This is a genomic window from Paenibacillus sp. WC2504, assembly GCF_052682475.1.
In genome coordinates, this window is the sequence record NZ_JBQZFH010000001.1 from 3,393,062 (window position 1) to 3,406,370 (window position 13,309).

General features: G+C 43.7%; 18 protein-coding genes. All 18 read left to right on the forward strand.

All coding sequences use genetic code 11. The annotated features are described in order from the left end of the window. Nucleotides 1-3: 3 nt before the first annotated feature. Nucleotides 4-1,446 carry a phage portal protein gene (locus ACUN27_RS15030; RefSeq protein WP_326062733.1) on the forward strand — a complete coding sequence of 481 codons (1,443 nt, stop codon included), beginning with the start codon at nucleotides 4-6 and terminating at the stop codon, nucleotides 1,444-1,446. Nucleotides 1,447-1,472: 26 nt separating this feature from the next. Next, nucleotides 1,473-3,092 (forward strand): minor capsid protein, encoded by a 1,620-nt coding sequence (locus tag ACUN27_RS15035; RefSeq protein ID WP_445559129.1) that lies wholly within the window; start codon nucleotides 1,473-1,475, stop codon nucleotides 3,090-3,092. Continuing rightward, nucleotides 3,067-3,201 (forward strand): hypothetical protein, encoded by a 135-nt coding sequence (locus ACUN27_RS15040; RefSeq protein WP_445559130.1) that lies wholly within the window; start codon nucleotides 3,067-3,069, stop codon nucleotides 3,199-3,201. The genes ACUN27_RS15035 and ACUN27_RS15040 overlap by 26 nt, the downstream gene beginning before the upstream one ends. A gap of 117 nt (nucleotides 3,202-3,318) precedes the next feature. After that, a complete protein-coding gene (locus tag ACUN27_RS15045; protein WP_326062736.1) occupies nucleotides 3,319-3,912 on the forward strand; it encodes a hypothetical protein in 594 nt (197 codons plus the stop codon). A gap of 153 nt (nucleotides 3,913-4,065) precedes the next feature. Further along, complete coding sequence (locus tag ACUN27_RS15050) at nucleotides 4,066-4,695, forward strand: phage scaffolding protein (RefSeq protein ID WP_326062737.1); 630 nt, start codon at nucleotides 4,066-4,068, stop codon at nucleotides 4,693-4,695. Between the two features lie 21 nt (nucleotides 4,696-4,716). Then, nucleotides 4,717-5,088 (forward strand): hypothetical protein, encoded by a 372-nt coding sequence (locus tag ACUN27_RS15055; RefSeq protein ID WP_326062738.1) that lies wholly within the window; start codon nucleotides 4,717-4,719, stop codon nucleotides 5,086-5,088. Nucleotides 5,089-5,104: 16 nt separating this feature from the next. Continuing rightward, nucleotides 5,105-6,148, forward strand: a complete 1,044-nt coding sequence (locus tag ACUN27_RS15060; protein WP_445559131.1) for a major capsid protein — start codon at nucleotides 5,105-5,107, stop codon at nucleotides 6,146-6,148. 21 nt (nucleotides 6,149-6,169) lie between these two features. Further along, entirely contained in the window at nucleotides 6,170-6,361 is a 192-nt protein-coding gene (locus tag ACUN27_RS15065) for a DUF7210 family protein (RefSeq protein ID WP_445559132.1), read from the forward strand. Further along, nucleotides 6,348-6,713: a hypothetical protein gene (locus ACUN27_RS15070; protein WP_445559133.1), complete on the forward strand. Its 366-nt coding sequence runs from the start codon at nucleotides 6,348-6,350 to the stop codon at nucleotides 6,711-6,713. The genes ACUN27_RS15065 and ACUN27_RS15070 overlap by 14 nt, the downstream gene beginning before the upstream one ends. A 2-nt stretch (nucleotides 6,714-6,715) precedes the next feature. Next, complete coding sequence (locus ACUN27_RS15075) at nucleotides 6,716-7,087, forward strand: hypothetical protein (protein WP_445559134.1); 372 nt, start codon at nucleotides 6,716-6,718, stop codon at nucleotides 7,085-7,087. Further along, nucleotides 7,084-7,488, forward strand: coding sequence for an HK97 gp10 family phage protein (locus tag ACUN27_RS15080; protein WP_445559135.1), 405 nt, complete (start codon nucleotides 7,084-7,086; stop codon nucleotides 7,486-7,488). Before ACUN27_RS15075 ends, ACUN27_RS15080 begins: the two co-directional genes overlap by 4 nt. A gap of 4 nt (nucleotides 7,489-7,492) precedes the next feature. After that, nucleotides 7,493-7,924, forward strand: a complete 432-nt coding sequence (locus ACUN27_RS15085) for a phage tail terminator family protein (protein WP_445559136.1) — start codon at nucleotides 7,493-7,495, stop codon at nucleotides 7,922-7,924. After that, on the forward strand, nucleotides 7,914-8,093 hold the full coding sequence (locus ACUN27_RS15090; RefSeq protein WP_445559137.1) for a hypothetical protein: 180 nt from the start codon (nucleotides 7,914-7,916) through the stop codon (nucleotides 8,091-8,093). Before ACUN27_RS15085 ends, ACUN27_RS15090 begins: the two co-directional genes overlap by 11 nt. After that, a complete protein-coding gene (locus ACUN27_RS15095; RefSeq protein WP_445559138.1) occupies nucleotides 8,094-9,407 on the forward strand; it encodes a phage tail sheath family protein in 1,314 nt (437 codons plus the stop codon). It abuts the gene before it with no gap. Between the two features lie 14 nt (nucleotides 9,408-9,421). Beyond that, on the forward strand, nucleotides 9,422-9,889 hold the full coding sequence (locus ACUN27_RS15100) for a phage tail tube protein (protein WP_445559139.1): 468 nt from the start codon (nucleotides 9,422-9,424) through the stop codon (nucleotides 9,887-9,889). A gap of 26 nt (nucleotides 9,890-9,915) precedes the next feature. Next, a complete protein-coding gene (locus ACUN27_RS15105) occupies nucleotides 9,916-10,335 on the forward strand; it encodes a phage tail assembly chaperone (RefSeq protein WP_445559140.1) in 420 nt (139 codons plus the stop codon). Nucleotides 10,336-10,552: 217 nt separating this feature from the next. Beyond that, entirely contained in the window at nucleotides 10,553-12,571 is a 2,019-nt protein-coding gene (locus tag ACUN27_RS15110; protein ID WP_445559141.1) for a tape measure protein, read from the forward strand. Then, a complete protein-coding gene (locus tag ACUN27_RS15115; protein ID WP_445559142.1) occupies nucleotides 12,561-13,307 on the forward strand; it encodes a LysM peptidoglycan-binding domain-containing protein in 747 nt (248 codons plus the stop codon). Before ACUN27_RS15110 ends, ACUN27_RS15115 begins: the two co-directional genes overlap by 11 nt. The last annotated feature ends 2 nt before the right edge of the window (nucleotides 13,308-13,309 follow it).

The window sequence follows — 13,309 nt, forward strand, 5'->3', positions numbered from 1 at the left end:
ATTGTGACACCGGAAATGCAGAATATTGCCGCCATTCTCCGTGCTGGCGCTGCTTCTGCCATGACTATCGAAGAAATCATTCATCAGGAAATTAGTGATTGGCAGAAGGATCCGCTGCGCAAGCTGATGTTAATCGGACAGCAGTATTATGGATTAGATAATGATGTCTTAAAATATAAGCGGATGACGATTGGTGAAGGCGGCGCCTTAATTGAAGCAGTCAATCTAGCAAACAACAAACTGCCGCATGGTTTTGTCCGAAAGTTGGTTGATCAGAAGGTCGGCTATTTACTCAGTAAACCATTGAGCATTCAAACAGAAAATACAGCTTATGAAGACTTGTTAAAGGAATTCTTTAATAAGTCTTTTTTGCGCTTATTACAATCTGTTGGCCGAGAAGCAATTAATAAGGGGAAAGCCTGGGTCCATATTTATTACAGTCCTGCAGGCGTGCTATCACTTAAGAGAATCCCGGCTGAGGAATGCATTCCTCTTTGGAGGGATGCTGCTCACACCGAGCTGGATGCACTTATTAGAGTTTACGAGGTTGAGGTGTATGAGGGTAAAACGAAGAAAGTAATCAAGAAAATTGAGTTCTGGGATACAACTGGTGTTAAGCGATACGTTCTTGATGGTGTTGGTATGTCACCAGACTTTGATTCGGTCGATAATGGGACCCACTTTACATTAGTTGAAGGAGACGAAGAGATTCCGTTAAATTGGGCCCGAGTTCCATTTGTCTGCTTCAAATACCATGAAGACGAGCTGCCTTTGGTCAAATTCATTCAAGCTTTGGTTGATGATTACGATCGCAAGAAAAGTGATAACTCGAACAATCTGGATGATTTACCGAACAGCGTTTATGTCATTAAAAACTATGATGGACAAGATCTCGGCGAGTTCCGACGTAATCTCTCAGTGTTTCGTGCGGTAAAAGTTATGGATGATGGGGCAGTTGACACGCTCTCCTTAGACATCAATACCGAAGCTTATAAAACACATCAAGATATGAATCGAAAAGATATTTATGAATTCGGACGCGGCGTAGATACGCAGTCCGATAAGTTTGGAAATAGCCCGAGTGGCATTGCATTAAAATTTTTATATCAAGACTTGGACCTGGACGCCAATGATATAGAAACAGAATTTCAAGCAAGCCTGGAGCAGCTTCGATGGTTTATTGATACGCATCTAGCAAATAGCGGTCAAGGTGACTTCTCCGAGGAATCAGTTGATTTCATTTTAAACCGGGATATCCTCATCAATGAAATGGATACTATCACTAATGCAAAGAACAGCGTAGGTGTTATTTCAGAAGAGACGATTGTTGCAAATCATCCGTGGGTGACCAATCCTCAGGATGAAATAAAGAGACTGGAAGCCGATCGGAAGAAAACAATGGATGATCTTGCCTATGAAGCTAAAATTACAGGTGAATCATCATGAGGTCCGCAGAGTATTGGGCTCAGCGAATGGAACAGCTGAACGAAGCGCAGCTTGCGAAAGGTGAAGCTTATATCCAGAACATGAAACGTGAATACGGAAAGGCAATGGCCTCTATTCAAAAAGATATTAATGTGTTCTATCAACGTTTTGCTAAAAACAATGACGTAGATCTGGCGACTGCTCGTCAAATGCTTAAGGCTGGGGAGCTAAAGGAATTTAAATGGTCTGTTGAGGATTACATCAAAGCTGGCCGTGAAAATGCCATTGATCAACGATGGATGAAGGAACTAGAAAATGCGAGTATTCGCGTCCGTATGAGTCGATTAGAGTCATTGCAGCTACAAATGAGGCAACAAGTCGAATTACTCACCGCTAAACGCCAAACGGGAGCTTCGAGTTTATTAGGTGACATTTATAAGGATAGTTACTATCAGAACATATTCGAATTACAGAAGGGTGTAGGGATTGGGGCAAGTTTTGCAAAGCTAAATACTCAGCAGATTGAAAGCGTGCTTGCTACACCTTGGGCTCCGGATGGTAGTAACTTTAGTCAACGAATTTGGGGTGACCGTAGCAAGCTGATCCATGAGCTTCAAACAACTTTGACGCAAGGACTGATTCGAGGGGATTCATCAGATTTGATGATTAATCGTCTATCTGAGCGTATGGGAGTATCTCGATCACGAGCTGAAACTTTAATCCTTACTGAGTCAGCATATTTCTCTGGAGCTTCACGCCGGGCTTCTTACGTGGAGCTAAACGTTGAGAAATATAGAAATGTGGCAACCTTGGACAAGCGGACATCGGATATTTGTAGGACAATGGACGGTAGCATCTTTCTGGTGTCGGAAGCCAAGGCAGGGCTTAACTGCGCTCCATTTCATGCACGCTGCAGGACGGTTGATATTCCATATTATGAAGACAACGTGAAAGAGCGGGCAGCTAGGGATGATGATGGCAAGACTTATAATGTCCCTGGTGACATGACTTACCCGGAGTGGGAGAAAAAGCATGTGACTGGGGAAATGAAAGAGCCTGCAGGTGAAGGCTTCAATAGAAGGTACAATCCAAAAGCTTCATATTACGTTGATTTACCTGCCACACCTGAAACAGTATTAGATGAGATTGCCGATGTAAATAGAAGTATTGCACGGCAAGGATTCAAAGAAGGTAAGGAAATCATGGTAATCATGGACAAAGTCGGTACAGAGATTGGGCGTGCGACCGGAGAAATTAATAAAGTAGTATTTTCTCCGGAGATCCATGAGATGCTGCTCAATTCACCGGTCAACTCGGTTACATTGACACACAACCATCCCCGCGGAACTAGAATAAATGTGAAAGATATAAGGAACTTCTCTCTGTATCCCTCACTATTGAATATAATAGCTGTCGGGCATGATGGTGGAGTTTCATTTGTTTCTACTCAAGGGATCTTAGTATCCGCTATGGTGTTCCAAGATGTTATGATGCAACAAGGTGCTAAGGTAACAGCCGGCTTACAAACTAACAAGGAGTATGCTATGATGTCATCATCAGCACAAAGAGAATATTTTGACTTTCTCCTTATGCAAGCAATCATTACAGAATTGGGGTGGGTTTATGGAGAAGAATTCGGAGATGCAAAAACAGATCGGCGGTTTTGATGAAAGCTACCTGGATGAACTTGATCCGAAGGCACCCGATTTCCTTGAGAAGTATTTCGAGAAGGTATTGGCACCGGTTGAACCTGATAAAAAAGATAGTAAGAATTAGCAGCACTCTCCATTTGCGAGAGTGCTTATTTATTTGAAACGGGCAAATTAAACATCAATAATTTCCAATATCATGATATAGTTTACTTACTAATACTAAATAAAGGTGTGACACCAAATGTATAGTAAACTTCAGAAGAGAGAAGAAACTAAGAACACAAATCCCTCATCATTAAATTTAAGCACACCTTTAGCTAATTCTAACATTGCTGCCCTTCAGCAAACTATAGGTAATAGAGCTGTTGCTCAAATGATGAAATCAAATTTTGCAGCGACCACCGTTCAACGATCTACTTCTGGAGTTCCTACAATGCCTGGGCTTTCAGGTGGAGATAGGGGGGAGAAAAGGAAGCGAGATGATGATGAGAAGGATGAGCGTAAGGAAGAAGCACCGCCTGAGAAGAAAGTGAGACCTGAAAAAGTAGGAGAATGGACTAAAACATTAGCAGGAGACAGAGCTGACATGTGGATGTCTGAAGGTGATAAATTTTGTTTCTCATTCTATAGAGATGACCATGATTATCATATCAAAGGGAAAAAAGGGGTACTCACAGCTTATCAAGAGGGCTTATTTAATGGAGTATATTCTTTAAGAGTTACCAATGGATTAGTAGGAAAAAAGAATAAGACGGTTAGGAATGCAAATCTTGAAATGTGTAGAGCTGCATATACGTTTTGTGTTAATAATATTGTTCCATTATATAATGATTAGCATTTAATTGCTTTTCTATTAAATATAATATCTTTATTATTTAGGATTCCTGAATCTTCAGGAGTCCTTTTTCTACTGCCATGCCACTAGGCTTAAAACTAGGTAATTCATTAAACCGGACACAACCGGAACAATAAGTGAGGATGATCAAAGATGGGTTGGCTAAAAGAATTGCTAAAAGCTCAGGGGCTTTCTGATGCCCAAATTACTGCAATTGTTGAAGGTGTAGAAACAAACTATAGAGGCTGGGTGCCTGAACACAGGTTTAAAGAAGTGAATGATGCCAAGAAAACAGCGGAAGACACTCTCAAAGAGCGAGATAAACAGCTTGAGGCGCTCAGTAAATCAGCCGGGGATAACAATGTTCTTCAAGATCAGATTAAGCAGTTGCAAGCTGATAATAAAACAGCATCAGATAAATATGAAGCTGATTTAAAAGATCTCCGATTAATTACAGCTGTTAAAATGGCCCTGGCTGGAAAGGTACATGACCCTGAGATGGTAATAGGATTATTGGACAAAAATAAAGTTGAGCTCGACGATGCCGGCAATGTGAAAGCTGGACTCGAAGAACAAGTGAAAGCCTTGCAAACGAGCAAGGCTTTTTTGTTTGTTCCTGAAAAGTCGGGTCAGCAACAGTTTAAGGGAGTGGCTCCTGCAGATGGAAGAGAAAAAGGGGGTGGTAGTGGAGATGATCAGAGCAATATTGGAAAGCGCCTGGCTGAACAGGTAGCTAAACAAGGTGAAGCATTAGATAAGGCCAGGGATTCATATTTTCAATAATTCTATGGAGGTAGTGTAGATATGAAATACACAGAAACGATCTTTACAAACAACAAGAAGGAAATCTTGAAATTTCCGGACCATTACGTAAATCTTGCAGTGATGGTGGATGACACGGGGATTGTGGCTAATGCTGACGGCAAGAAGATAGTCCCGGCTGGCACGATTATTGGCAATGGCATTTTAACAGATCAGACGAAGAAAGCGAAAAAGGCAGTAACAACGACAGGTGTTTCCAACGCTGAAGGGGTGTTATTTACTGACGTTGACGTAACTTATGGACCTGCTGCAGGAGCCATGCTCATCCATGGATTTATTGATTTAGCCAAACTTCCTACACCACCAGCACCTGAGGAAATTGCAGCACTTAATCAAATTACGTTTTTGAAATAAGGGGGAAATGAACAAGATGCCAACTATTTTTGATTTAGTTAATGCTAAGAATATTGCTACTTATTTCGAGACGAACACTTCAAATGCCATTCCTTATCTAGGTGCTACCTTGTTTCCGGCAAAGAAACAACTAGGACTAGATCTCAAATGGATTAAAGGTTCAAAAGGTTTGCCTGTTGCATTGCTACCTTCCGCGTTTGATGCTAAGGCAACTCTCCGTGATCGAATTGGATTCAAGAAAATTGAAACTGAAATGCCTTTCTTCCGTGAAGCCATGCGTATTGGTGAAAAGGATCGTCAAGAACTGAATCGGTTAGCAGCTAGTGATAATGAAAGCTACCTGATGCCGTTGATTAACAATATCTATGATGATGTAACTAACTTGGTCGGTGGAGCTTTAGTAAATCCAGAGAGGATGATCATGCAGCTTCTCTCAACAGGTAAGATTAGCATTGTAGCTAATCGATTGAACTATGACTACGACTACAAGATGCCGGCTAACCACAAGGTGACATTAACGAGCACGGATAAATGGAGTGATCCAACAGCAGATATTGTAGGGGATATCAAAACATGGCAGGATACGGTTGAAGATGAAACAGGGGTACGTCCTTTAAACGGAATTAGCACGCGTAAGACATGGAATTATATTCTTAAAAATACGGCTATTCGTTTGGATATGAATCCACTTGGTGGCCAGAACATTATTATGACTGATGCTCTCATGAAGCAGTATCTTCAAAATAAACTTGGTGTATCGATCGCTGTATACAACAAGAAGTTTGGTCTACAAGACGGCAGTAGCAACTTGTTCTACCCTGATGATTATTTCACTCTTATTCCAGAGGGAGCTCTTGGGAATACGTACTTCGGTACCACACCAGAGGAATCCGATTTAATGTCGGGCAGTACTACCGCTGATGTATCCATTGTTAATACCGGTGTTGCTATTACTACTATTAAAGAACCGCATCCGGTAAACGTTGAAACCATTGTATCTGCGATTACGTTGCCTTCATTTGAACGAATCGATCAAATTTTTATTGCTAAAGTAAATTAATTAAGAGGGAGTGTTTTTCGGATGACGACTAAGGCCCAAGAAGAAAAGCCAAAGACCGTTAAAGTTAAATTCACGCAAAATGTTAAATATCGAGGTGCTTACTATTCTGCTGGAGAAAAATTAGACATTCCTGCGGAGGATAAAGCAGCTCTCGTTAAAGATGGTGTAATTGCCGGTTCAGCTACGATTGAGGATGACGATGACGACCAATGATTTTGTAATCAAACTTAAAGAGCTGCTAGGGATTCCAGTTGAGGATATTAGTAAAGAGCAGCGGCTAACCTTTACGATCGAAATAGTAATTCAAGGAGTTCTTACTTGGTGTAACATCTCAGTGATTCCAATTGAGTTGGAACTTGTAGTTCTCCAAATTGCAGAGGATCAGTATAGGACGAAATATGCAGCTGATTTTTCTGATGCTACATCTGCTGTGCAGAGCGTTAAACGCGGGGACGTTACAACCACCTTCGGTTCTGTTAAGCCTAACATTAAGGCTGGGCCGGGAGCTTCATTCGTCCAGGCATATGAAAGCCAGTTAGCAGCATTTAGGAAACTGAGGTGGTAACAATGGCATTCGGTAACGTTGCTGCAGAGCGTGCGGCAATTGAGAGCACATATGAGGGGTTTTGCACTGTTACGACTTTTCAAACAGTTAAACATCCGATTACACATGTAACTGGACAGCAGAGGATTAATCTTTTTGAAGACGAACCTTGCGGGCTATCACAAACTACTCTTGCTAGCTCTAGTAAAACTGAAACGGATAATACAATCGGATTCGATGCGAAATTGTTCATTTCTCCTGAGGTAACAATAACAGCAGGCTGCGAGATCCGGGTCCTACAAAATGGAATGGACTTGAAATTTGAGCAAGTAGGCGAGCCATTCCGATACGCCACACATCAAGAGATCTTGTTAAAACAAGTGGGGCGAGCATGACCAGGCTTGGAGATTTTGATTTTTCGGGGCTTCTGAATTTTAAGAATGGATTGGACAAACTTCGAGAGCATGCCCCTGCTTTCCAGGAAGAGTGCTTAAAGGAGTTGGTGAGTCGCTTGTTTGCGAAAACTGTAGCTCGCACTCCAGTTCTCACGGGTGAACTGCGAAGAGGTTGGTCGATTGGACCCATTCAACGTGTAGGCTCTCAAATTCAAATAGAGATAATTAATCCTGTTGAATATGCGATGTACGTTGAGTATGGTCATAGAACGAAAGATCATAAAGGATGGGTCGAAGGACGGTTTATGCTTACTACTTCCATTGAGGAATTGGAGAGGGAATTGCCTGCTATTCTTGAAAGAAAGCTGGAGCAGTTTATAAAGGAGCATTTAAGGTGGTAAGTTGATGGAAGATCAAATCTTGAATGGTATCGTTGCTCGCTTGAGTGAGATTGATTCCACAGTCCCGATCTATACAGAGCAGATAAAGCAGGGCTTTTCCCAGCCTGCTTTTTTTGTTATGCAGCTAGATACAGCGCAGGCTCCGGGATATAACCGACGATCAAGTCGCAACATGCTTTTCAACGTGCATTACTTTCCTGACAGGGACAGCCTCGTGCCGAAAGCAGATTGCAGAACGATTGCTGAGAGCCTATTCGAGCCTCTGAGATATGTCACAACGGATTATGGACTAGTGAGGTCAAACGGATTGAGGTACGAGATTGTCGACGACGTCCTGCACTTTTTCATCAACTTCTCTGTCAAGGTGATCCTTGAAAAAGAGCCGGTCGATAAGATGCAGAAGATTGAACGGGAGGGGAATCTAGGTGGCGACTAAGGAAAAAAGCATCCAGCCTGAATTCACGAAAGAGCAATTTCTTGTATCAAAATCCTACACGGGTTTAGAGAAAGATATCTTTCGCGCATTACTGGACGACAACAAAACATATACCAAAGATCAGGTGCGAGAGATCGCCGATGACTTTGTAAGAAAGGAAGTGCAGTAAATGGCAGGAGGAACTTTTACAGCTCAAAATAAAGTTCGGCCAGGAAGTTATTTTGATTTTCTGACGAGTGGTACAGTAGGCGCTTTGGGTGCTCGGGGTATCGTGGCGATCTCACTCGCTCTAAGTTGGGGCTCTTCAAAGACTGTGATCGAGATTAACGCAGGTGACAACCTGAAAACATTGCTTGGTTATGACATCGCAGATTCGAAGTTGCTGCTTATTAACGAGGCACTGAAGCGTGCTAAAAAACTTTTACTATACCGTTTAAATGCAGGTACTAAGGCGACCGCAACACTTGGCAATCTGACAGCAACGGCTAAATATGGCGGCTTACGAGGTAATGACATCACGGTAGCTGTGACGGTTAACATCGATGATGCTTCGAAGTTTGACGTTGTAACGCTAGTTGATGCTGTACAGGCAGACAAACAAACCGTGTCCGCGATCTCCGGGCTTGTAGCGAATTCATGGATCGATTGGTCTGGTACAGGATCGCTGACAACTAATGCGGGTATAGCTCTAGCAGGCGGTGCTGATGGCGTCGTAATCAATGGAGACCATACAGACTTCCTAACTGCTGTTGAAGTTGAGGATTTCAGCACGCTTGCATTGACTTCCACAGATCCGACACTGAAAGCTCTGTATGTATCCTTTGCAAAGCGCCTGCGCGATGACGAGGGGACAAAAATTCAGGTCGTATTGGAGAACTACCCTGATGCAGATTACGAAGGTGTAATCAGTGTTAAAAATGGCGTGATCTTGGCGACAGGCGCGACTATTACAGCAGCTCAGGCGGTTGCATGGGTGGCAGGCGCGACAGCTTCTGCTCAGGTCAATACATCCCTAACTCGTCAGGCTTATGACGGTGCAGTCGATGTCAGCCCTCGCTATACTAATTCGCAGATTGAGGCGGCTCTATTGAGTGGTGAGTTCGTATTCACTCCGAATCAAGGGAAAGCGGTCGTCGAGCAGGATATCAATACGTTTACAAGCTTCTCTCCGACAAAAGATAAACGCTTTTCGAAGAACCGTGTCGTGCGCGTTCTTGATGCTATTAACAACGACCTGAAAACGATCAATGATAATTATTACATCGGTAAGGTCGACAATAACGCAGACGGGCGCAACCTTTTGAAGAATGAATATGTGAATTACTTGGAGTCACTGCAGGCGCTCAATGCTATTCAGAACTTCAATTCTCAGACTGACATCTCTGTCCTTCAAGGTGGCGATGCTGATGCTGTTTATTGCGAATACTCGGTTCAGCCGGTTGACTCCATCGAAAAAATTTACAACCGCGTGTTAGTAAAATAGGTGAGGTGATATAGATGTCTTTTTTAATGGCGAAAGATACAATTTCCGGTCAATCTGGGCGCGCTTATGCGACGATTAGTGGAGTTGTTGAAGAAATGTTCTACGTGAAGAAATTCGAGGCGAAGGTCAAGAAGAACAAGAAAGAGATTAGAACCCTCGGTAAGAACGGCACGCAAAACAAGGCTAACGGTTACGCGGGTACCGGGTCGATGACGATCTATTTTGTCACGTCCAAGTTTCGCGACCTCATGCTGCAGTATACGAAGCTTGGTATTGATACCTACTTTGATATTCAAATCTCGAATGAAGATCCTTCTTCCACTATCGGAACACAGACAACCGTTGTGAAAGGCGTCAACATCGATGAGCTGACAGTCGCTTTACTCGATGTTGATGCCGAGACGCTTGAAGAAGAAGTTACATTCACATTCGACGACTGGGATATGCCAGATAAATTCGCTTCACCCGCACTAGGCCAATAATAACCATTTAAACGGAGGGTACTCATATGTCAGATATCAGTGTGTTTTTTGCAGGGAACGTTGAGGTAAAGACTCAAGAGGATTTCATCGTGTCTCCGCGCTTCAAAGACAAAGAAGGCAAGCCAGTACCATGGGTAATCCAATCCATTACGGAGGAAGAGAACGATGTAATCCGGAAGTCGGCAACGAAGGTGACTAGGGTGAAAGGTCAGACTCAGTCCGAAATTAACCAGACCGAGTATATCGCGAAACTCGTTGTTGCGAGCGTGGTATTCCCTAACTTAAAAGCAGCGGAGCTACAACAATCCTACGGGGTTCTTGGTGCTGAAGCACTTGTGAAGAAGATGCTACTGTCAGGTGAATATGCTCAGTTGATTATCAAAGTGCAGGAAATTAATGGATTCGACCGAGATATGAATGAACTGGTGGAAGAAGCAAAAAACTAATTGATGGCGGTTGGAACGAAGAGGGCGAGTATATTAATCCTGATCCAACCGCCAACCTTCTTCACTACGCTTTACACAGGCTCAAGAAGTTGCCGCATGAAATTCTTTCAAGGCCGGCGACTGAAAGGGCCTTTATTTTTGCGTCTATCGGTCTTGCAGCGAAGCATGAGTCGAAAGAAAAGAAAAAATTGAAGTAACTTCGGATGGGGATTAGGTTATGGCAACAGTTGAGGCGACACTCAGGTTATTTGATAACTTCAGTTCAACGATGATGAACGCAACAAGAGCGATGAATTCGACTGCAAGGGCTGCGAGTCGATTACAATCAGTTCTAAACGCGACATACGGCTCTGAATCTCTTACATCTGCTGTAGCTGCTACAGAACAAGTGGCGGCGAATTCACAACGCGCACTAGAAAGTCAACGAAATCTAGTAAACGCCACGAACAGGAATAATGAACGATTGGCGCAGTCTCGCAGACATACGCAGGGGATGAGCAGCGACATTGATAAGATGTTAATCGCCTACCTCGCATTTGCAGCGGCCCAGAAGGCGGTAGAGGCTTCGGACAATTATGTCAATGCACAGGCAAGGCTTAGGATCATCAATAATGGACAAGATCCTGCAGCACTTCAAGCGCAGGTATTCGAAGCGGCAAACAGATCGCGCGGTGATTATGTCACGATGGCTGATGCGGTGGCTAAACTTGGACTATTGGCCAGTGATGCTTTCACGGGGAATAGCGAGGTCTTGAAGTTCTCTGAGCTTATGCAGAAGTCTTTCAAAGTGTCTGGGGCATCTACGCAAGAATCACAAGCTGGCATGTATCAACTTACGCAGGCCATGGCGTCAGGTAAGCTGCAAGGTGATGAGTTTAGGTCGATCATGGAGAACGCTCCTATGTTGGCCGATGCGATCGCCAAGTTTACCGGGAAGTCGAAAGGACAGCTTAAAGATATGTCAGCAGATGGTACGATTACAGCTGATATTATTAAAAACGCACTATTCACGGCAGCAGACGACATCAATAAAAAATTCGCTACAATGCCGATGACGTTCGGTGATGCAATGACGCTCATGAAAAACGAAATTTTTCAGAATTTTGGTCCAGTCATTGAAAGAATGAACCGGATGTTGAATAGCGATAATGGGAAAAAGTTCTTTGAAGGTATGTCTAACACAATCAGCGTAGCAGCAGGATTAGCAAATAAGCTACTGACAATCATCGGTGCTGCTATTAATTTCATGATGAATAACTCAAATATCGTCGTAGGTGCGCTCGTCGCTTTAGGTGTAGCATTCTCGATCATGGGTGTACAAGCTATGATCGCATGGATTGAGGCTACATGGCCGATTCTACTCATCGCAGCGGCTATCGGTGGGTTAATTGCTCTTATTATGTCTTGGGGCGTGACGTTCGGCCAGATCATCGGATTCGTTGCCGGTCTATTCACGTTTCTCGGCGGCGTGGTGTGGAACACTATAGCTCTAATGTGGAATATCATCGTGGACTTCGTTGAATTTTTTGTTAACGTTTGGGTTGATCCGGTATATGCCGGACAAAAGTTATTTTATGATCTAGCCCAGACGTTCGGCGGTGTAATGGTAAATATGCTAAGAGGCATCGAGAGTTTTAGTGGCGGCTTTATGAAGTTCTTCACGATGGCGATTAATGCAGGGATTAAGGGACTGAATGCACTTGCTGAACTATCAAATAAGATTCTTAATACGGATATCAAGCCGGCGAAGTTATTCGACGAAGAGAATGTGCACAGCGTAAGTGATGCGCTAGATTCTGTTTTTAAGTCCATGAATGCACCGACGACGAATAAGGCGGTAAAAGATTTATCTGGGATGAAAATGAAACCAATGGATCTTGCGAATGCTACGATGGGCGCGTTTAATGCGGGGGAATCATTATTTAATGGGCTACAACTTCCGGATCTCAAGGGATCGTTCGGACTCGACGGAACAGGCGAGATCAAGAAAGTCGGTGAAGTTGGCAAGATCGGCGATACGGTCGACATCTCGAATGAGGATCTGAAAGCAATGCGTGAATTAGCTGAGATGAAGTCAATTCAAAACTTTGTCACTCTGACGCCAACAGTTCAGGTCACAGGGGATAACCACTATCACCAACAGGGCAGCGTCGAGGACATGGCGGGTATGTTAGCTGTAGCTCTTGAAACGCATATGAACTCTTCAATGGATGGGGTGATCGAAGATGGCCTATAGTATTAATCTGAGTTTTAACAACAGTCAAGAGGGCTTTCAGTTCCCTGTAAATCCTGAGAGCCTCGAGATGAGCGGCGGCAGCAACGGCAAAACCTACGACATCGTAGGAGCTAACGACGGTCGTTCTGAATCCCGAGGAGGCGAGGTTAACGTCATCAAAGGTCCGAAGCTGCGGGAGATCTCATTCAGCGGGATCTTCCCGGCTCAGTTCTATCCGTTCCTTGCAACCAACGTTCTCTATGAACCGATGTACTATGTTCGAGCTATAGAAAATTGGATGGCGACTAAACGACCTGTAAGGTTCATCTACGCCGGTCATTATGAATCGGCTCTAGCTGCTCAGGGATTCATAGGGCAGGAGCTCAACATTCCTGTATCCATTGAAAAATTCAAATGGAAGGAATCAGCAGGAGATTCGGGAGATCTCGAGTTCGACATCAGCTTCAGGGAGTACAATTTTTACGCAGCTCGGAAAGCAGAGGTAAAGACGGATAAAACCGGTGCTCAAGTTATCATTCCGATGTCAGCGCGCAGACCGGACGAGCGGATCAGACCGTCGACATATACGGTTCGGCAGGGTGATACACCGTCCAGAATCGCAATGATGTTTTACACGGATGGTTCAGGTCTCCCGGATAGTTCCCGGTATAAAGATATTCAAAAACTAAACGGCCTTAGCGATGCAGCAGCGGCGAAGCTTACAGTAGGTAGCGTCATAAAACTGCCGGCCTTGTGAGG

Coding starts and splice junctions, on each gene's coding strand:
- ACUN27_RS15035 (WP_445559129.1), top strand. CDS start 1,473: ATGGAACAGCTGAACGAAGCGCAGCTTGCGAAAGGTGAAGCTTATATC.
- ACUN27_RS15040 (WP_445559130.1), top strand. CDS start 3,067: ATGCAAAAACAGATCGGCGGTTTTGATGAAAGCTACCTGGATGAACTT.
- ACUN27_RS15045 (WP_326062736.1), top strand. CDS start 3,319: ATGTATAGTAAACTTCAGAAGAGAGAAGAAACTAAGAACACAAATCCC.
- ACUN27_RS15050 (WP_326062737.1), top strand. CDS start 4,066: ATGGGTTGGCTAAAAGAATTGCTAAAAGCTCAGGGGCTTTCTGATGCC.
- ACUN27_RS15055 (WP_326062738.1), top strand. CDS start 4,717: ATGAAATACACAGAAACGATCTTTACAAACAACAAGAAGGAAATCTTG.
- ACUN27_RS15060 (WP_445559131.1), top strand. CDS start 5,105: ATGCCAACTATTTTTGATTTAGTTAATGCTAAGAATATTGCTACTTAT.
- ACUN27_RS15065 (WP_445559132.1), top strand. CDS start 6,170: ATGACGACTAAGGCCCAAGAAGAAAAGCCAAAGACCGTTAAAGTTAAA.
- ACUN27_RS15070 (WP_445559133.1), top strand. CDS start 6,348: ATGACGACCAATGATTTTGTAATCAAACTTAAAGAGCTGCTAGGGATT.
- ACUN27_RS15075 (WP_445559134.1), top strand. CDS start 6,716: ATGGCATTCGGTAACGTTGCTGCAGAGCGTGCGGCAATTGAGAGCACA.
- ACUN27_RS15080 (WP_445559135.1), top strand. CDS start 7,084: ATGACCAGGCTTGGAGATTTTGATTTTTCGGGGCTTCTGAATTTTAAG.
- ACUN27_RS15085 (WP_445559136.1), top strand. CDS start 7,493: ATGGAAGATCAAATCTTGAATGGTATCGTTGCTCGCTTGAGTGAGATT.
- ACUN27_RS15095 (WP_445559138.1), top strand. CDS start 8,094: ATGGCAGGAGGAACTTTTACAGCTCAAAATAAAGTTCGGCCAGGAAGT.
- ACUN27_RS15100 (WP_445559139.1), top strand. CDS start 9,422: ATGTCTTTTTTAATGGCGAAAGATACAATTTCCGGTCAATCTGGGCGC.
- ACUN27_RS15105 (WP_445559140.1), top strand. CDS start 9,916: ATGTCAGATATCAGTGTGTTTTTTGCAGGGAACGTTGAGGTAAAGACT.
- ACUN27_RS15110 (WP_445559141.1), top strand. CDS start 10,553: ATGGCAACAGTTGAGGCGACACTCAGGTTATTTGATAACTTCAGTTCA.
- ACUN27_RS15115 (WP_445559142.1), top strand. CDS start 12,561: ATGGCCTATAGTATTAATCTGAGTTTTAACAACAGTCAAGAGGGCTTT.